The organism is Algibacter sp. L4_22 (assembly GCF_023473045.1).
Lineage (GTDB): Bacteria > Bacteroidota > Bacteroidia > Flavobacteriales > Flavobacteriaceae > Algibacter.
Window position 1 is genome coordinate 1 of sequence record NZ_JAMCOK010000004.1, and the last position, 19,723, is coordinate 19,723.

Genomic DNA, 19,723 nt, shown 5'->3' on the forward strand with positions numbered 1-19,723 from the left:
CGAAGGAAAATCAGACGTTACAAACACGCAACGACCTTTGATTAAGCACTAAACCGCAATTATTTTTATACGGTGTTGTGTTTAGTTTTTTTATTTTCAAATAGTTGTATTCCTTAATAATACTTTATTGTTATAGATTAAAACGCTGATTCGATTTTTTACTTGTCCATTTCCAAATAATTGCATCATTAAATTCTGTATCAGAAAATTTAAGTTGAATATAAGGAAGTTTTCCAAAATCAGGTTCTGTATTTATATCAAATTGAATTATATTATAATTTGGTTTCAATTCCCTGTGAGAGTATTTCCCCGATATTATAATAACAGATTGAAGATTTATTTCTTCCAATTTATCAATAATGTCATTGGGCACAAATAGTTCTTTATTATTAAGAATCATTGTTATTGAATTTAAACTTCCTTTCGAATAGTTGAATTTTATCTGTTTACCAGTCTTAAATGATAATATTGCAGTTATTAATATTTTTTTCTTATTCACAATTTTTGAGCAAATTGAATTAAGAGAAATTTTGTCTGTATTTGCGATAGATATGGTGTCGCTATTTTTAAAGATAAATTGATATTGTATAGGACTTTCATATTTATCTTTACTAGCATACATATTTGTCAATGCTAAAAAAAATACAGATAATAATATTAAAATTTTACGATTCATTTTATAGTGGACTATTTAGTTCGTAGTTAATTTTTTAATTAAACACAACGGTTACGTATAAGAATAGTGCGGTGTTTGTAAGCGAGGATTTTCCGCAGGAAAATCAGAAGCAAGTAAACACACTATTAATTTAGATAAAGCACAAAACACGTATTATTTTTATACAATGTTGCCATGCGTGATTTTATTATTTTTGCGCAATTAAATATATAAAAATTTTACGCAACAAAAAAGAGTCCGACGCAACAGTTGCGTATTACTTGGCACAAGTCAGATTTTAAAAAACATAAGAGTAAAATTATTTGCGCGTACACCTTGCGAATAGATTCTTTAAAATCGGTTGGGTGAGATTTTGAGTTATTCTTTTAAACCACTTTTTAAAAAACATAAGAGTAAAATTATTAGCGCGTACACCTTGCGAATAGATTCTTTAAAATCGGTTGGGTGAGATTTTGAGTTATTCTTTTAAACCACTTTTTAAAAAACATTAGAGTGAAATCATTTGCGCGTACACCTTGCGAATAGATTCTTTAAAATCGGTTGGGTGAGATTTTGAGTTATTCTTTTAAACCACTTTTTAAAAAACATAAGAGTAAAATTATTAGCGCGTACACCTTGCGAATAGATTCTTTAAAATCGGTTGGGTGAGATTTTGAGTTATTCTTTTAAACCACTTTTTAAAAAACATTAGAGTGAAATCATTTGCGCGTACACCTTGCGAATTGATTCTTTAAAGTCAGTTGATTAATATTTTGAGTTACTATTTTAAACTACTTTTTAAGCGGTTTTAGAACTTTTTTTAGAGCTGAGTGAGCATGAATGGCAACGTTGATGTATAAGAATAGTTGCGGGTTTGTATGCGAGGATTTTCCGAAGGAAAATCAGATGTAGCAAACACGCAACTACCTTTTTTTTAGCACTAAACCGCAATTATTTTTATACGGTGTTAGGCACAGTTTTTATTCTTTTTTTATTTCTCCATTTTCGTTAAACAGAGTTGTTTTTATTAAAATTCCGTCATTGTCATAAACAGAAACTTCTTTAATTTTTCCGTTTTGATAATATCTTTTTAATTCTCCGATTACAAGTCCGTTTTTAAATTCCGCTTTCAGCCGAATTTTTCCGTTTGAGTAATAATCAGTTTCAATTCCGTCACAAACCTTTTCGCAATTCATAAACTTATAGTTAGGAATTATTCCAAGTTTTTTAAGTTGTTCCCGACTTGTGCCTTTTTTATAGGAAACATTTGTCTTTTTTATATATTCTTCGATTCTCGGTTTAACTAAAGTGTCTGAATTTATTAGTTTGTCAATTACAATTTTACGTACTTCTCCAATTTCGGTTGCGACAAGTTTATACTCTCCTTTAGTCAGAAGAATTATTGTTCCGTCAAAGTCCGATATATTATACTTGGTTCCGTCCTTTTCAAGATGATAGTAATCACTTCTTTCAATTTCGTTTGAGCAAGAATCTTTCAAAAATAGATTGAATTTAATTTCTTGACTAAATCCAGAAATGGTAGAAAAAAGTAATATTAAAATCGTTAATTTCATTGGTCTGTCAAATTCTGAGTAACGTTTTTTCAATGTTCTGAAAATCAATTACTTATGTTTTTTATTTTCAGCTGTCTTTTTCTTTTTTTCTGGAACTAAACGTTACCTTAAAGTAATTATTTTCTTTCCCGAAAAAAGGGGAATTGTGCCTAACAAATATATATAGTTAGTACTAACTATATATCTATTATAGCCACCAATATACGGAATAATCTCTCAAAATATTCATTACTATTCTTTTACTCTTAATAAGATTTTTTTTATTAAACGAAATAAAACAACAACAGAGAATACTTGCGTTAGGTATTAAACGGCATGTTTGAAATCTTTTTTGTTTTTGTGAAAAAACAAAAAGATTGAGTAGTGAAAGCCCGACCCTTTTCGGGTAACGCCCAAATGATAATGCTAGATTTTATCGACTAAATACTTCCCGATTTCCGAAGCTTTAACTTTTATAATTTCTTCTGGAGTTCCTACCGCCACTAAGTGTCCGCCGGTTTCGCCACCTTTTGGACCTAAATCTATAATGAAATCGGCACATTTAATAAGTTCAATATTATGCTCGACCACAATAATGGAATGTCCGTTTTCTATTAAAGCATTAAAGGATTTTAGTAACTTTTGGATATCGTGAAAATGCAGACCAGTTGTGGGTTCGTCGAAAATAAATAAGGCTTTTTCCTTTTTGTTACCTTTACCTAAAAATGATGCGAGTTTTATACGTTGCGCTTCACCACCAGAAAGGGTAGAGGAGCTTTGCCCGAGTGTTACGTAACCCAAACCAACATCTTGTAGCGGTTGGAGTTTGTTCTTTATTTTAGCCTGATTATTCGTCTCGAAAAATGCCACTGCATCGTCTATGGTGAGATTTAAAATATCATCGATGTTTTTGTCGGCAAAAGTAACTTCGAGTACTTCTTTTTTAAAGCGTTTACCTTTGCAGGTTTCGCATTCCAGATGTACATCTGCCATAAATTGCATTTCGATGGTAACTTCGCCTTCTCCTTTGCAGGTTTCGCAACGTCCGCCATCTACATTAAAAGAAAAGTGTTTGGCTTGGTAGTTCCTAATAATGCTTAATTTCTGTTTAGAGAACAGCGCACGAATATCATCGTAAGCTTTAATATAAGTTACCGGATTGGAACGTGAAGAGCGCCCAATGGGGTTTTGATCTACAAATTCTATTTGCTTTATATTCGTGTAATTACCGTCTAAACTTGAAAACTGACCGGGTTTGTCGCCAAAATCGGTTAGTTTTTTCTGGAGTGCTGGGTATAATATTTTTTTAACCAGTGTACTTTTTCCGCTACCAGAAACGCCTGTAATTACGGTTAGCATGCCCAAAGGGAAACGCACATCGATGTTTTTAAGGTTGTTTTCGCGAGCGCCTTTTATATCGACGTAGTATTTAGATTGACGTCGTTTTTTAGGAACTTCAATTTTTAAAGTTTCGTTTAAGTATTGTGCTGTTAATGAATTAGATGCTAAAATAGCTTTGTAATCGCCGTGTGCTACTACATGCCCACCAAAGGTTCCGGCTTCGGGACCAATATCTATAATGCTATCGGCAGCTTTCATGATATCCTCGTCGTGTTCCACAACAATTACAGTGTTTCCTAAGTCGCGTAAGGATTTTAAAACCATAATTAAACGTTCTGTATCTTTTGGGTGCAACCCAATACTTGGTTCGTCTAAAATATACATGGAACCAACCAAACTACTTCCTAAAGAGGTTGCTAGATTTATACGTTGGCTTTCACCTCCAGAAAGTGTGTTGGATTTTCGATTTATAGTAAGGTAATCGAGACCTACATTGGCTAGGAATTCTAAACGGTTATTAATTTCTTTTAATAAACGGTTGGCAATTGTGGTATCGTGTTCATTTAATTTTAATGTATTGAAAAAGATGGCAAGTTTATCTAGTGGTTTTTCTACTAAATCTGAAATACTTGCGCCACCTACTTTTACATAATTGGCTTCTACTCGTAAACGTTTACCGTTACAGGTTTTACATTTTGTTTTTCCGCGGTAACGTGATAACATCACGCGGTTTTGAATTTTATAAGCTTTGGATTCCAACTCTGCAAAAAAGGCATTTAAACCTTCAAAATGTTCGTTGCCATCCCAAACTAGTTGTTTTTGTGCTTCGGAAAGCTCAAAGTAGGGTTTGTGGATTGGGAAATCGAATTTATGCGAGTTGTTTACCAATTGGTCTTTATACCAGCTCATGCTTTCGCCTCTCCATGCGAAAATGGCGTTTTCGTAAATGGAAAGTGCCGTGTTTGGGATCACTAAATCTTCATCTATACCAACAATATCACCGTAACCTTCACAGGTTGGGCAAGCTCCGTAAGGATTGTTAAAACTGAATAGGTGTACGTTTGGTTCTAGAAAATTTAATCCGTCGAGTTCAAATTTATTACTAAATGTACGTTGTTTATTATCGGAAAGGGTTTCAACACAACATTCGCCTTTGCCTTCGAAAAAAGCAGTTTGGATAGCATCGGCTAGACGATTATAAAAATCCTCGTCGTGTTTGGTGATAATTCTATCTACAACGAGTAAAATAGTGTCTTTTTTACCAATTTTGGTGGCTTCGTCTATTCTAAAAACGTTGTCGTTTATTTTTATTCTGGAGTAACCTTGTTGGTTTAGTGCTTTTAATTTGTCTTCCATAGTTCGTCCTTCTTCTAAATGAATAGGAGCGAGGAGGAGGAGTTTTTCGCGTTCCGGGAATGTTTTTAGGTAGTTTAAAACATCGGTTACAGTATCTTTTTTTACTTCATCTCCAGAAACGGGAGATATTGTTCTTCCTATTCTTGCAAATAATAGCTTTAAATAATCGTAAATCTCTGTGGTTGTCCCAACCGTAGATCGTGGATTTGTAGAATTTACTTTTTGCTCGATGGCTATGGCTGGAGCGATTCCTTTTATGTAATCTACTTTTGGTTTGTTTAGTCTGCCTAAAAACTGACGCGCATAACTCGATAAACTTTCTACATAGCGACGTTGCCCTTCCGCGTAAAGCGTATCGAAAGCTAAACTTGATTTACCAGAACCCGAAAGCCCCGTTATTACAACCAATTTGTTTCTTGGGATAACAACATCAATATTTTTTAAGTTGTGCAGTTTTGCACCTTTTATAATGATGTTTTGTTTTGGGTCAACTTCGGAAAGATTAGTATTCATAGGCTCTTAAAAGGAATAGTTTACAAAGATAAGACATGTGTATGAGCTTAAAAAATAGAATGTAATTTAAAGAAATGTTAAATAAATGAATAAATTTTTGTATTTTAGGAACGATTCTTGTTATATTTGAACCAGCTAATTAATTATAAATCAACACTTGCCTATCGCATAACATTACTTTAGAAATTTTAATTTTATAGAAAACCCCGTTTTTCTTTATAATAAAGTAATGATTATGAAACACGACCCTACTACAGATGCTATCCTAGTTAGTAACTACATTAAAGGCGATGAGAGCGCTTTAGGAGTTCTTATAAAAAGGCACAAACAAAGAATTTACAGTTTTATTTATTCAAAAGTATATGATGGAGATGTCGCCGATGATATTTTTCAAGATACTTTTATTAAGGTTATTAAAACTTTAAAACGTGGTGCCTATAATGAAGAAGGTAAGTTTTTACCGTGGGTAATGCGTATTGCGCATAATTTAGTAATCGACTTTTTTAGGAAAAACAGCCGTATGCCTAAGTTCGATAATAGTGGTGAGTTTAGTATTTTTTCTGTGCTTAGTGATAGCACTTTAAATGCTGAAAAAGCAATTATTAAAGAACAGGTGGAAAATGATGTGCGCCGCTTAGTAGATGAACTTCCCGAAGACCAGCGTGAGGTACTCTTAATGCGTATTTATAACGATATGAGTTTTAAGGAAATATCTGAAAGAACAGGGGTGAGCATTAATACTGCATTAGGTAGAATGCGATACGCTTTAATAAATTTGCGTAAAATAATTGATAAGCATAACATTGTATTAACCGATTAACTTTGGGAAATACAATAAAGTAAATTTTGCTGCGTTTACTATTTAAATTAACCCTTAATTTAATAGAAATGGAAAAAATTTACTCTAAAGAATCTGTTGGAAACCCAAAAAAACGTGAGCCTAGTAAGGAGACGGTTAATTTTATTCTCAGCTATTCTAAAGCGCTGAAGATTGTAAAATATAAGCACTTGGAGTTTGAAACACTCTTAAATTAAAATATAAAAAAAACGTCTGAAAAATTTATTTCAGACGTTTTTTTTTGGATTGTTTGTAGTTATAAGTTAAACTTACCGTTTAATTTATATGTTTATTATTCTTCTGGAAATGTAATATGCTGATAAGCTCCGATGTCTGGAGATGTGGTTCTATTTACTCCTAGAATATCTGTAGGTACTTGTATTGCAAAAGTTGAATTTGCCTGGTTTATGGCCTCAGAATCATCACCTATTACAAATTGATTTAAGGTAGTGTCTTTGAAATTAGGATCTTTATTAAAGATGTTGTTTTCAAAATGATTGGTATCTGTTAAATCGTAAACAGCTTCCGTGAAAAAATTACTATCGTCTTGAAAACGTATCAAACAGTTGGTGAATTTAAAGTTGAATGATACCGACTCGTCTTCTATTTGTTCTAATAAAAACTCAGGATTATCATTTCCATAAATAATACAGTTGTTAAAATTGGCTTCGCCTAAATTGGCTAGAGTAGCGTTATTTTCTTCATCTAAAATAAAATTGTTCAGCAATACAGAAGGCAATTGTCTAAAACCATTGTCCCAATAATTTACAATAGTAGAGTGTGTGAAATTATATCTGCCGCCAATAGTTCCTGCAAAAGAAGATTGTCCAGCATTATTGATTACCACATTTTCGCCAATAATAGAGGTGTTTCTACCCATAATGCCAAAGCTAGCAGAATTATAAATTTGGGTGTTTGTTATGTTTAGTTTGTTGTTTGTGGCATTTGGATTGCCATCGCATAAAATACCAACATTAGCGTTTTTAATTGTGGTATAGTTTATAGAGTTATCTAAACTACCATCGGATAACCAAATAGCAGCCCATTGTCCTGGAGTTTCAGAAAAGTCTGGTTCTAGTCGATCGCCTTCCAAAATTACTTCGTTTTCTAAGGCTTCTTGGTTTGTGCTTAATTCGCCGTTTATTTTTATAGAAGCGCCATCGGTTACTAATATTCCAGATTCTGAATGAAAGTATACACGTGCCCCAGCATCTATGGTTAGTGTTTCGTTATTTGGTACGGCTGCAAAGCCATAAATTACATAAGGTTTCTCGTTTGTAAAGTTGAGTTCGTTTGGCAATAATTCTCGACCTTGTAATTCGGTTTCTATTGTTTCGCCATCAACGTTAAGACTTAATGTTTCAACAATTTTAGTAGTGTTATCGCGCTCTGGATATATAAAAATAGCGTCTTGAATAAGGGTGACTAATTCTACTTTTTGCTGATTGGTACCACTATCGAATTCAATAGCATCGGTATATAAAAATTGGTTTGAAATTGCTGCTTCAGTTTCAATATTTACAGTGGTTTCAATAAAAATGTAAAGACTGTCTTTTGCTAAAAGCTCAACATTTTCGAAGGTTTTTCCTGTAATACCATCTACACTTAATCGGTAATTAGAGGTTTCACCTAAAGTTAATTTTACCGATGGAATATTGATATCCTTATTACCTTTATTATAGACTTTTAAATTATAGGTGCTAGAACCAATTTTAGAAAAAACGGTATCTAAATAAACGGTATCCCTAGAAAATGTTAGGTTTCCTGTGCTTGGAGAAAATTCAAAATCTTTTCGACAAGAACTCCAAAGCATTAAAAAACCGATGGTGAATATAAAGTATAAGGAACGTTTCATTCTAGTTGGTTTAATCTCGTTAAAAATTTACTAGTGATCTTTTTTGTAAAGCGGAATTCGGTATGATAATGTATAGCCAAAACCGACACCAATACTATTACTATCGTATGTTTTATTAAAACCAGGAATGTAAACATTTTGGAAATTATCTGGTTCAGTTTCCGTTACTAATAGTTTAAGTTGCACATTTACGGTAGCGAATAGGTTATTAAATATTTGGATCTTCATTCCCAGTATAATTTCTGCCCAAACGGCACTTAAATCATTGAATTCCTTTAAATCGCTAGAAGTGTATTGTGGCAACCAATATTGATTGGTGTTATAAACAGTAAAGCTATTAAGTTCTTGGCTAAATGTACTGAAACCTAAACGGAAACCGGTGTAAACCATGTTTTCCATATCGAGCCAATTATCGTACATGTTGTAATCGAAACCTGCTTTTAGGTAGCTTCCTTTAGAATTGATGTCTAAATAATCGGTTATTGTATTTTTGTTATCAAATCCAATTTCAGCTGCAGCGTAAATATTTTTTTTAAGTCTATAGTCGGCTTCTATTTCAAAACCGCTATAGTTGTCTTCAGTAAAAGAACGTGCAAGTTTACTAATGTCTCCACCTATACGAATACCGTATTTTTGTTTGATTTTAATAGAGTCGGTAACCGTTTTAGGGATACTATCGTTTTGCGCATTTACAGCCACACAAAATAACAATAGCAATACGCTATTAATGAAATAAGTTAAAATGTGCTTCTGTTTCATCTTCTACAGATTGGTTTGAGTTTATGGGTTGTATGGATTCTATCCAATTATCTTCATCACTTTCTAGTTGTACCGTTACGTTTTCATAAATAGTTTTATAACCACAAGCTCGTGATACAAAAACTTCAGTACGGCTGTAATTTATAGTGATAATATCAATGTTTGATTCATCTGAAAGAAAATCGTCTGTATCATCATCTGGTGTATCATTATCATCTATAACATAGTTATTTATAAGAGCGTATTGCGTGGTATTGTCGGTTGTTTTTAAAGGTAGCACCAATTCACTACTCGTAACAATTTCGTAACCTGGCAATGCTGTATCACTGTCAACACCTATAACAACTAATTTAAAAACATTTTTACTACTATCTTCATTATCAAAATCGAAAAGATCAATAATTAAACTGGGGGTTGTAGGTGTGATTTCCGGACAAATATCATCACGCTCACAACTTATAGTTATCCCCACGATTAATAAAATTATGGGGATAAAAAGAATTTTAAAATATTTCATACTTTATTACAATGTATTCCTATTAAAAGAAAAACGAACGCTTAAATCCAAAATTAATGAATTATCGTTTTTCTAAAAGCACTACGTTTTCCACGTGAAATGTTTGTGGAAACATATCTACAGCCTGTGTTTTTACTACTTTATATTGCTCGTCCATTAAGGCTAAATCTCTAGCTTGCGTGGCACTATTACAGCTTACGTAAACTACTCTTTTTGGAGCGATATTTAATATTTGTTGTACCACATCTTTATGCATACCATCACGAGGTGGATCGGTAATTATAATATCTGGTGTACCGTGGGCTTCAATAAAATCGGCATTAAAAACATTTTTCATGTCGCCTACAAAGAACTCAACGTTGTTTATGTTATTAAATTGTGCATTTTCTTTTGCAGCAGTAATAGCATCTGGAACGGCTTCTACGCCAACTACTCTTTTTGCTTGTTTAGCAACAAATTGAGCAATGGTTCCGGTTCCTGTATATAAATCGTATACAAGTTCATTTCCTGTTAATCCTGCAAAATCTCTAGTGATTTTATAAAGCTCGTAAGCTTGCTCGGAATTTGTTTGATAGAACGATTTGGCATTAATTTTAAATTTTAAGCCTTCCATTTCTTCAAAAATATGATCGTTGCCTTTGTAGCAAATCACTTCTTGATCGTAAATAGTATCATTCGCTTTTCCGTTAATAACATATTGTAAAGAGGTGATTTCCGGGAACGTTTCACCTAAATAATCTAGAATTAGCTCACGTTTCTCTTTATCTTCTTTAAAGAACTGAATCATCACCATAATATCACCTGTACTAGATGTTCTAATCATCATGGTACGTAATAATCCGGTTTGGTTTCTTGTATTAAAGAATTCTAAATCATTTTCAAGCGCAAATGCTTTTACTGCATTTCTAATGGCGTTAGAAGGATCGGCTTGTAGATGACATTTTTTAACATCCAAAATTTTGTCCCACATACCTGGAATATGAAATCCTAAAGCATTTCGATCACCTAAATCTTCGTCCGATTGTACTTCTTCTAGCGTTAACCAACGGCTATCACTAAATGAAAATTCCATTTTATTTCTATAGAAATACTTGTTTTCCGCACCAAAAATAGGAGTGACTTCTGGTAATTCTATATGCCCAATACGGGTTAAATTATTTGTAACTTCTTTTTGTTTGTAAAACAACTGATGCTCGTAAGCCATATCTTGCCATTTACAACCACCACAAGTGCCAAAATGCTCGCAAGCAGGCGTGGTTCTTTTATCCGATAGTTTATGAAATACCGTAGCCTTACCTTCATAATACGCTTTACGCTTTTTAAAGGTTTGCACATCTACCACATCGCCAGGTACAGCATTAGGTAAAAAAATAACTTTTCCGTCGGGTGCTTTGGCTATGGTTTTTCCTTTAGCTCCGGCATCAATTACTTCGACGTTTTCAAAAACTTGCTTTCTTGTTTTTCTTCTAGACATGCTGCAAAAATACTAATAGCCAGAAATAAATTTCATATTATTTTCAATTACTTTAATGGAATTTCAATTTCAATTAAAATATAGTCTCTTTTTTAGGTGAAGAAGGCGAGGAGAAGCATTAATAATCTCTAATTTTTTAGAATGAAATAAGAAAACATCATGCATAAAAAAAAGCTGCTCAGTAAATTACTGAACAGCTTAAATAATATGAGGGGTATAAATTATTTTTTATTGAATTTGTTAAGGATTTTATCCATTTGTTTTCCTGCAGCATCACGTCCACCAAGTCCGAAAGATAGGATGATAGTAAGGGCAACTGTACCTAAAGAGATACCGAAAGCAAGGTTGATAATTTCATCAGCAAGACCCATAGTTCTTAATCCGATAGCTAAGAAGATGGCAATAATTGCAATTCTTATAATAGAAGCTACAAAAGTGTTATCGTCATTTTTTGCGAAATTATTAGCAGCAACAGAAGCTATCCAATTTCCAATCGCTAAAATAATAAGTCCGAAAATTATTTTACCAGAATAGTTTGTAATGGTATATAAAATATCGGTTAAATAGCCGAATTCTAATTTATCTACAGCTGTTGTAAGTCCGAATAAAATAATAAAGTAATAAACTAAGTTTCCAATAATACTTACTAAGTTAGTATTACCTGTAACAGCGCCTAAACCAGCTTTATTAAAGAAGTTGTTCAAGTTCATACTGTTAAGTAAGTCTTTTATTAATTCGCTTAAAAAACGACCACCAACTACAAATAAGATAATAATTACTGCAGCTAAAATTACTTTTGGAATAGCACTAAAGAAATCCTTTAACATAGTTGTTGCAGGTTCTGAAATGGCGTCCATATTCAGAATATTAAATGCTGAAATTAATAAAGGGATAAAAATAAAGATGAAAACAATTTTTTTAATCACATTTACTATATCAATGTTTTCTGGTAGTTTTAATTTTGGAGTAAGCTTTTGAATAGAATCTCCTGAAAGTTCAACTAATTCTGATACTATGGTTGCAAGCATGTAGCCAATATAACAAACTAAACCAGCACCAATAATATTTGGAATAAACCCAGTAAATTCGTCCAACATATTTTTTAAAGGATCGAGTACACTACTCATACCTAGTTTTTCTAAAGCTAAAGTGAAAACGAAAATCATTACTAAAAAGTAAACCAGTTTGCTTATAAAGCCTGAAATTCCAATTTTCGAATTTTTCATTTTGTTGTCGATGCCTGTTTTATTGAGTAATTTAAAAATAACTCGTTTTAATAATCCGGCAATAAACCAACCTATAATAATGATAATTAAAGCGCTTAAAGCACTTGATAAATTGCCACCAATAGATTGTGAAAGTTGTTCTAATACATTTGTTAAATAGTCCATAAATTTTGTTTTTGATTAACTAATAGTTACTAGTAGGACACATTAAATATTAAAAAGACACATTTTAACTGAATATTTCATAAATTTGGCATTCCTAGGGATGATTTCTCTCCCACGCTGAATTTTCGAAACCTCGAAAGGATAAAGGTAGAGAAGGAATGGTTATTTTATAATATCCATTTTTTTGGATATAAACGTTTAAATTTTTTTTTAAAATGGCTGTTTTAGACCAATTAACTTCGCAACAAGCGATAGATTTAGAAAACAAGTATGGTGCACATAATTACCATCCACTACCCGTAGTATTGAGTAGAGGAGAAGGTGTGTATGTTTGGGATGTAGAGGGTAAGAAATATTACGATTTCTTGTCGGCTTACTCTGCAGTAAACCAAGGACATTGTCATCCAAAAATTGTTGATGCCATGACCAAACAAGCGCAAACATTGACCTTAACCTCTAGAGCATTTTATAATGATGTGCTTGGTAAGTTTGAAAAATACGCTACAGAAACTTTTAATTACGATAAGTTATTACCAATGAATACTGGTGCAGAAGCGGTTGAGACGGCTTTAAAACTATGTAGAAAATGGGCTTACGAAGTAAAAGGTATTGATGAAAATGAAGCTGAAATTGTAGTTTGCGAGAATAATTTTCATGGAAGAACAACAACCATCATTTCTTTTAGTAACGATCCGGTAGCCAGAAAAAACTTTGGGCCATATACAAAAGGATTTATTAAAATTGAATACGATAACCTTACGGCTTTAGAAGATGTTTTATCAAATAATAAAAACGTTGCAGGTTTTCTTGTAGAACCAATTCAAGGTGAAGCTGGTGTTTACGTGCCAAGCGAAGGTTACTTAGCTTCAGCAAAAGCACTTTGTGAAAAGCATAATGTTTTATTTATTGCAGATGAAGTACAAACAGGTATAGCAAGAACAGGACGTTTATTAGCCACTTGTGGAAACTGTAGTTGTGCAGATAAACATTGTTCTGGAACTCCTGAAGTAAAAGCCGATATTTTAATATTAGGGAAAGCTTTATCTGGAGGTGCATATCCTGTATCTGCTGTTTTAGCTAATAACGAAATTATGAATGTTATAAAGCCAGGAAATCACGGTAGTACTTTTGGAGGAAATCCAATTGCAGCAGCTGTTGGTATTGCTGCTTTAGATGTTATTAAAGATGAAGAATTAGCTAATAACGCTTTTGAATTGGGTGAATTATTTAGATCTGAATTAGCAAAATTTATAGAAACAAGTTCTATAGTAAATGGCGTTAGAGGAAAAGGCTTGCTAAATGCTATTTTAATAAACGATACAGAAGATAGTGATACCGCTTGGAATATATGTATGGCTTTACGCGATAATGGTTTATTAGCAAAACCAACACATGGTAATATAATTCGTTTTGCTCCACCATTGGTGATGACGAAAGAACAATTATTAGATTGTGTTTCGATTATAACAAAAACACTAACTCAATTTGAAAAGTAATTGTTTTAGTTGAAAATGATATAAAAAAAGCGACCAATTGGTCGCTTTTTTTATGCTTAATAAATTAGCAATGAATTATTGTTGACTTTCATATTGCTCCATAGTCTCTTGAAATTGTATCATTACTTGATCCCAACCAATAGTTGATATTTGATAAATGGTATAAATTAAATAAAGAATATTTATAACAAGTATAACCAATGCCACGGTTTTTGCAGTATTCATACCTTTTACGCTTGCAGGGTCGTACTGCTCAGGGTTTGCTTTAGCGGCATTTACTTTACTGTTTGCAATAAAAAAGGCAATACCAGCTAATATAAATCCAGAACCGGCAATGCAGCAGCATAAAAGACCTATAATTGATAATACGTAAACTAACGTTGCATTGAGTTTTTCTTGTTCCATGTGTTTGTTTTTTAATTGATTATTTTAATTAGATAGCTTGTTACAATAGTAACTACTGTTAGTATAGCTAAGGCTGTAGTAACAATGTTTGAATGTTTAAATTTAAATAAAATATTACTTCCGATGAAAATAAAAAGAAGTGTTAATGGATAAATAGCTGGGTACATTTTAAAAGCCGCCACAAATTCACCATGAAAAATTAGTGAAATGGCACGTTGCATACCACAACCCATACATTCTACGCCAAATAACTTTTTATTAAGGCAAGGAAGCATATATTTTTCTAGAGACTGCATGTATTATATATTCTTGTTATGCTAAAATAGTAAAAGCCAACTAACAAAAAAATGCTTTAATGTTTTTTTTGTTAGTTGACTCCTTAGTAATAATTAAAAGGTCTAGTTAATAATAACCTTTTTAGTAAATGTTTTGCTGTTATCTAAAGATGCTTTTACAATATAAACACCTGTACTAAGTTGTTTTGTAGAAATGGTATAAGCGTTTGCTGTTGTGCTAGGTCTTTCTGTTAAAACTTGTTTTCCAGTCACATCATAAACTAAAATAGATGTAATATTTAAGTTAGTAGGGTTTAAAACCTTTAGAATATGTGTTGTGTTATTTTGAATGGCATCTAAACTACTTGTATCATATGCTTCGGTATCTAAAGTTGTATCTTCTTTAAATGTAACCTCAAAACGATCTGTGTAATTACCTGCATCTAGGTTTGTACTAAAGTCTTGAGTTTTTAAATTCACATATAAATTAGTTGTTTTATCATGAATGAAAATAGGTAAATCTGAATCGAAATTTTGAACGTCTGCAATTCTAATTTTTAGAGGCATATCATTAGCAACTTTAATAGTTAATGGTATTTTCATGTCCACATTATAAGCTAAAGCTTCTGCAAGATACCCATGCTCTCCAATTGGCCAATAAGCATCAGAGGATAACATATCATCTTCGTGTAACCTAGATTCCAAACCACGATCAAATTCTTCCGTAGCATTTGCGTTAAATGTTTCTACTATTTGCCTCGTGTAAGTATTATTAAAATCAATATTCAGCCTAAAGCGTTTATAACCTTGAGACATCGTTGTAAAGATCGAATTTTCTTGAGTTGTAGAATTTTTAGAATTTGCCGATTTAAAAAATGTACTACTTGGATCAGATTCTTTTACATATACACGATGAGCATTTTCTGCGTTTACAAAACTGTTAGCTGTCCCTAAAACCATAAAACCTAATCCTATAGGTATATTTCGTTGCCCTTGCTTTCCTACAGGTGTTGTTAAGCTATTACTATTGTCAGAGCCGTCACTATTATATGTTTTATAAACAGCTGGGGTTCTAGTATCATTAAAGGGAGAGAATTCTTCAATGGTATAAGTTGCATAGCCACCATCATAAGCATTTAAATAATGAGAATTTACATCAGGGTCTTGCTCCCAATAATATAAAGTTCCATCAATTGTGTTTCTATTATTTGCATCCCAAATATAAGCATGAGCATCCATTGCAGATGGATACGGATTGCCTACTAAAGTGTATTGGTTATTTAAAACAGGTATAGAAATTTCACCGTTATTTGGTTTGCCTCTAAAATCGTAATTTTGATTATCACCGGGATTATTTGCGCTAGTGCCTGCTGTACCTTTCATGGTAAAGCCATAACCTGCAGGTATTGTTGTTGCGTCTCCAACAGGTTCCCAGTCAGCATATACAGCCCCTGCTTTAAACATCCAGATCCAGTAAGGTTCTATGTTTAGAGGACTAGCGGTACCGTTATAGTTAGATTGGTGGGTTTTACCTGCTACAATAGAAGTTGTTAAATCGTCAATATCGTTAAGTAGCTCAATACCAAATGGATTGTTAACTAACGTATCGTCGCGGCTTCCTATAGGCGAGCACCATTGGTTATACTCATAAGCACCAACATTTCCATCTTGATAAACACTTAATTCACCTTCACCAGAATTACCAGTTGTACCTGTACCTTGTATTACTTGCGCATCCGTTCTCAAATAAATGGTACTTGCAGGCTCTTTTAAGTTTATATCATCTTCAACAAATACAATTTCATCTTTTACAAAAATATATGCACTGTTCCTTACCGAAAGTTGAGCTATTGCAAATTGGCAAGAAATAAACGTAACAAAAAGGCTGAAAATAAATTTCATGCAGGGTGTTTTTTCCTTCAAAAAAACAGGTTTTAACGAGTTAATATACTCTTTATGGGTGAATGATATAGGTTCTATCATGATATTTAGATTAAATATGGGATAACGCAAATATACTAAAAGTTTATATATATACATTCATTTTAAAAAACACAGCACTTTAAAGTATTGTAAACTAGTATTTTATTAGTTTTTCGGATAGGTTTCAAGGCACGAATTGAGTTTTTTTGACTAAGATTTATGTAAATTTGCAGCATGAAGTATTTAAATTATGTGCTAATTTTGGTAGGTGCAATAGTGGCAATGTATGCTAAAGTTGGTGCCAAACAGAATCAATATTTGTTAATTGTAGGGATCGTTTTCTTAATGATGGGGGTTTATAGAATTTCGAGATTGGTACCAAGTAGAAAAGATGAAGATTTGGATAATAACGATTCAATTGAGGACCAATAATTATGAAATTTAAAGTAAATGATTTTGTTTTAGTTTTAGATGAAAATTTATCTGGAAGTATAAAAAGTATATCGGGAAACACAATTTCTATTGAAACAACCGATGGTTTTTTGTTAGATTTTGAGGCAGGAGAATTGGTGAAGGATACTTCTAAAAGTGATTTTAAATCAGGAATATTTTCTCATAAAAGTATCAGTTCTGTTTTAGATGAAAAGGAAAAACCAAGCAGAAGAAAATCGGTTAAAGTAAAAGCAAAAGAACGATATGAGCCAACAATGGAAGTCGATTTGCATATAAACCAATTGGTAAAGTCTCCTAGAGGCATGAGCAATCATGATATGTTAACCACGCAATTAGATACGGCAAGGCATAAACTAGATTGGGCTATTTCTAAGCGCATACAAAAAGTAGTCTTTATCCATGGTGTTGGAGAAGGCGTGCTTAAAATAGAATTAGAATATCTATTTGGCAGATACAATAACGTGAAATTTTACGATGCCAACTACAAAAAGTATGGTTTAGGCGCTACCGAAGTTTATATTTATCAAAATGTAAAACCTAATTAAAATCGGGGGTTATCGAAGTTGAACTCGATAAACTAGAATCGCTTAAAATTCCAAAATCAAAATCGTCTTGAGATAAAAAGCTTAAGCTAATATCTTTTAAGTTTACGCTTACTACATAAACCTCGTCAATAGTATGTTCTCTATAAGCTGTTGCAGGAACTGTAGTCGCTACTTCTGGATTAAGGTAATCTGCACCAATTTCACTATTTGTAATATCGTTATTTGGGCGTTGATCTTGCGAGTCGTTTTCTTCATCTCGTGTTTTTACGCCATCGCCATCATCATCATCATCTAAATAATCAGGAATTCCGTCGCCATCTGTATCTTGCGCATCAGATAAATCACCATCTCCATCAGGATCAGGATTTTCATCTTCGGTTAAAATATTATCACCATCATCGTCAAAATCAATATAGTTTGCTAAACCATCTCCATCGGTATCATCATCGGTTAAATCACCATTTCCATTTAAATCTTCAAGATCGGCAAGAATGCCATCGTCATCATCTTTTGTTAATACTGTTATAATTTCTGCAGTACAATCATCACTTTCGCTAGATGTAATGGTTACTTCGTCTGGAATATCATTGCAAAATAGAGAAGAAGGTAAACTTTCATCACTATAAGTTCTATAATAAAAAGTTGCACTTTCTTCAAGTTCTAAAGAATCATTTGTTCCAACCGCAAGAATTTCGTCTAAAGTATAATTTGAAATTAAAACCGATAAAGATTCCGAAGGGTCATCTTTAGTTTTATATAAAACAAGATCAGATACACCTTCGCAGGCGCTAAAAGTTTCATCAAACTCAAGTTCTACGGTAATGATATCACCATCATCACAACCTTGAATTGAAATTAAACAAACACCTATAAAAAGATAAATTAACTTACGCATGGAGATCTATTTTGCCACAAAAATAGTGGAATTGTTAATGATAACAAATAAACTTTAAAATTACCGATAAAATTAGTTTTTAGCATGTTTTTTAACAAACTGAAATGTTGAATAAAAAGGAAGATCCAAACATAATTATCGAATGTTATAAAATTCATTCAAACTAATAACGAACCATATTAGAAATAATTTTATTTGAAGTATTTTTGTTGCTCAAAACAGTAATATGAAACCAGTTTATTTTGATAATGCCGCAACAACAGAATTAAGAGATGAAGTTGTTAATGAAATAACGAAGGTTCTTAAAACAAACTTCGGAAATGCCTCGTCTTCCCATAGTTTTGGGCGATCGTCAAAATCTTTAATCGAAAAATCTAGAAAAGCTATCGCGAGTTGTTTAAATGTTTCGGCGAGTGAAATTATTTTTACATCTGGAGGTACCGAGGCCGATAATTTAATTTTAAATAGTGCCGTTAGAGATTTAGAGGTTAAACATATTATAACGAGTAGAATTGAACATCATGCTGTTTTACACACCGTAGAAGCTTTGCAAAACGGATTTAATATTGAGGTGAGTTATATTAATTTGGATACAAACGGAAACTTAGATTTCGAGCATTTGGAATCCTTATTACAAACCAATAAAAAAACATTGGTGAGCTTAATGCATATTAATAACGAAATAGGGAACATTACCGATATTAAGCGTGTGGCTAATTTATGTAAAGCGAATAATGCGTTTTTTCATAGTGATACTGTACAATCTGTAGGGCATTACAATTTAGATCTACAAGATATAAAAGTGGATTTCATTACAGCAGCAGGACATAAGTTTCACGGGCCAAAAGGTGTTGGTTTTGCTTTTATTAGAAAAAATGTAGGTTACGTTAAGCCTCTAATTTTTGGAGGAGAACAAGAACGTGGTTTACGAGCAGGAACCGAAAGTGTGCATAATATAGCAGGCTTAGAGTTGGCTTTAACGTTAATGAAGGAAAACGCCGAAAAAGAGCATGCCTATATAAAAGGACTTAAATTGTATTTTATAGATGAAATTAGCAAGGCTTTGCCAGGAGTTACATTTAACGGCTTATCGGGAGATTTAGAGAAAAGTGCTTATACTATAATAAACGTTTGTTTACCTTTTGTTAGTAATAAGTTGGATATGATATTATTTCAGCTAGACCTAAAAGGGATCGCTTGTTCTAAAGGAAGTGCTTGCCAGAGTGGGAGTAATAAAAAATCTCATGTGTTATTAGAAATTCTTTCACCCGATGCATTAGAAAAACCGTCTTTAAGATTTTCTTTTAGTATTTTTAATACTAAAGAAGAGATAGATTATGTTATTTCTGTTTTGAAAGAATTCGCTTAGATTTGTTGTGTTTTTTGGTAAATAATTCAGTTTAAGTGAGTTGTTAATCGGTTAGATGTTTATTTGTTAAGTATTTTTTTGTATACTTGTAGATTAATTCTTATTAAAAG

Annotated in this window: 18 protein-coding genes; 6 read left to right on the forward strand and 12 right to left on the reverse strand. The window is 32.5% G+C overall.

From position 1 onward, the window contains the following. Positions 1 to 130: 130 nt before the first annotated feature. The 3 genes from M4I23_RS11755 to uvrA all read right to left on the reverse strand — a co-directional run bounded on the left by M4I23_RS11755 (position 131) and on the right by uvrA (position 5,418). Positions 131 to 676 carry a hypothetical protein gene (locus tag M4I23_RS11755; RefSeq protein ID WP_249754508.1) on the reverse strand — a complete coding sequence of 182 codons (546 nt, stop codon included), beginning with the start codon at positions 674 to 676 and terminating at the stop codon, positions 131 to 133. Between the two features lie 959 nt (positions 677 to 1,635). Further along, positions 1,636 to 2,229, reverse strand: a complete 594-nt coding sequence (locus M4I23_RS11760) for a toxin-antitoxin system YwqK family antitoxin (protein WP_158851749.1) — start codon at positions 2,227 to 2,229, stop codon at positions 1,636 to 1,638. Between the two features lie 405 nt (positions 2,230 to 2,634). Then, entirely contained in the window at positions 2,635 to 5,418 is a 2,784-nt protein-coding gene (gene uvrA / locus M4I23_RS11765) for an excinuclease ABC subunit UvrA (protein WP_249754509.1), read from the reverse strand. A gap of 235 nt (positions 5,419 to 5,653) precedes the next feature. Here uvrA and M4I23_RS11770 point away from each other — a divergent pair, with 235 nt between their 5' ends. Next, on the forward strand, positions 5,654 to 6,238 hold the full coding sequence (locus tag M4I23_RS11770) for an RNA polymerase sigma factor (RefSeq protein WP_249754510.1): 585 nt from the start codon (positions 5,654 to 5,656) through the stop codon (positions 6,236 to 6,238). Between the two features lie 68 nt (positions 6,239 to 6,306). Further along, a complete protein-coding gene (locus M4I23_RS11775; protein ID WP_249754511.1) occupies positions 6,307 to 6,453 on the forward strand; it encodes a hypothetical protein in 147 nt (48 codons plus the stop codon). 95 nt (positions 6,454 to 6,548) lie between these two features. Here the strand turns inward: M4I23_RS11775 and M4I23_RS11780 are convergent, their stop codons facing one another. The 5 genes from M4I23_RS11780 to M4I23_RS11800 all read right to left on the reverse strand — a co-directional run bounded on the left by M4I23_RS11780 (position 6,549) and on the right by M4I23_RS11800 (position 12,252). After that, a complete protein-coding gene (locus M4I23_RS11780; RefSeq protein ID WP_249754512.1) occupies positions 6,549 to 8,111 on the reverse strand; it encodes a hypothetical protein in 1,563 nt (520 codons plus the stop codon). Positions 8,112 to 8,141: 30 nt separating this feature from the next. Then, entirely contained in the window at positions 8,142 to 8,870 is a 729-nt protein-coding gene (locus M4I23_RS11785; RefSeq protein WP_249754513.1) for a DUF6048 family protein, read from the reverse strand. Next, positions 8,836 to 9,387, reverse strand: coding sequence for a DUF6452 family protein (locus M4I23_RS11790; protein WP_158850947.1), 552 nt, complete (start codon positions 9,385 to 9,387; stop codon positions 8,836 to 8,838). Before M4I23_RS11790 ends, M4I23_RS11785 begins: the two co-directional genes overlap by 35 nt. A 61-nt stretch (positions 9,388 to 9,448) precedes the next feature. Then, positions 9,449 to 10,861, reverse strand: a complete 1,413-nt coding sequence (rlmD, locus tag M4I23_RS11795) for a 23S rRNA (uracil(1939)-C(5))-methyltransferase RlmD (protein WP_249754514.1) — start codon at positions 10,859 to 10,861, stop codon at positions 9,449 to 9,451. A 221-nt stretch (positions 10,862 to 11,082) separates the two neighbouring features. Further along, positions 11,083 to 12,252: a mechanosensitive ion channel gene (locus tag M4I23_RS11800; RefSeq protein WP_158850945.1), complete on the reverse strand. Its 1,170-nt coding sequence runs from the start codon at positions 12,250 to 12,252 to the stop codon at positions 11,083 to 11,085. A gap of 215 nt (positions 12,253 to 12,467) precedes the next feature. Between M4I23_RS11800 and rocD the strand changes: the two genes are divergently transcribed. Next, complete coding sequence (rocD, locus tag M4I23_RS11805; RefSeq protein WP_249754515.1) at positions 12,468 to 13,748, forward strand: ornithine--oxo-acid transaminase; 1,281 nt, start codon at positions 12,468 to 12,470, stop codon at positions 13,746 to 13,748. 75 nt (positions 13,749 to 13,823) lie between these two features. Here the strand turns inward: rocD and M4I23_RS11810 are convergent, their stop codons facing one another. From M4I23_RS11810 to M4I23_RS11820, 3 genes are all read right to left on the reverse strand, one after another. Next, positions 13,824 to 14,153 (reverse strand): CCC motif membrane protein, encoded by a 330-nt coding sequence (locus M4I23_RS11810; protein WP_158850943.1) that lies wholly within the window; start codon positions 14,151 to 14,153, stop codon positions 13,824 to 13,826. 11 nt (positions 14,154 to 14,164) lie between these two features. Further along, entirely contained in the window at positions 14,165 to 14,449 is a 285-nt protein-coding gene (locus M4I23_RS11815; RefSeq protein ID WP_158850942.1) for a DUF2752 domain-containing protein, read from the reverse strand. Positions 14,450 to 14,551: 102 nt separating this feature from the next. Next, complete coding sequence (locus M4I23_RS11820; protein ID WP_249754516.1) at positions 14,552 to 16,330, reverse strand: T9SS type A sorting domain-containing protein; 1,779 nt, start codon at positions 16,328 to 16,330, stop codon at positions 14,552 to 14,554. Positions 16,331 to 16,585: 255 nt separating this feature from the next. On the opposite strand from M4I23_RS11820, the gene M4I23_RS11825 reads away from it, so the two are divergent. Together M4I23_RS11825 and M4I23_RS11830 are read left to right on the forward strand one after the other, a co-directional pair. Then, positions 16,586 to 16,783 (forward strand): hypothetical protein, encoded by a 198-nt coding sequence (locus M4I23_RS11825; RefSeq protein ID WP_158850938.1) that lies wholly within the window; start codon positions 16,586 to 16,588, stop codon positions 16,781 to 16,783. Positions 16,784 to 16,785: 2 nt separating this feature from the next. Beyond that, positions 16,786 to 17,349: a Smr/MutS family protein gene (locus tag M4I23_RS11830; protein WP_249754517.1), complete on the forward strand. Its 564-nt coding sequence runs from the start codon at positions 16,786 to 16,788 to the stop codon at positions 17,347 to 17,349. Here the strand turns inward: M4I23_RS11830 and M4I23_RS11835 are convergent. Beyond that, entirely contained in the window at positions 17,342 to 18,244 is a 903-nt protein-coding gene (locus M4I23_RS11835) for a hypothetical protein (RefSeq protein ID WP_158850934.1), read from the reverse strand. The two genes, M4I23_RS11830 and M4I23_RS11835, sit on opposite strands and share 8 nt — an antisense overlap. Before the next feature lie 226 nt (positions 18,245 to 18,470). Here M4I23_RS11835 and M4I23_RS11840 point away from each other — a divergent pair, with 226 nt between their 5' ends. Then, positions 18,471 to 19,613, forward strand: coding sequence for a cysteine desulfurase family protein (locus M4I23_RS11840; protein ID WP_249754518.1), 1,143 nt, complete (start codon positions 18,471 to 18,473; stop codon positions 19,611 to 19,613). Positions 19,614 to 19,723 lie beyond the last annotated feature (110 nt).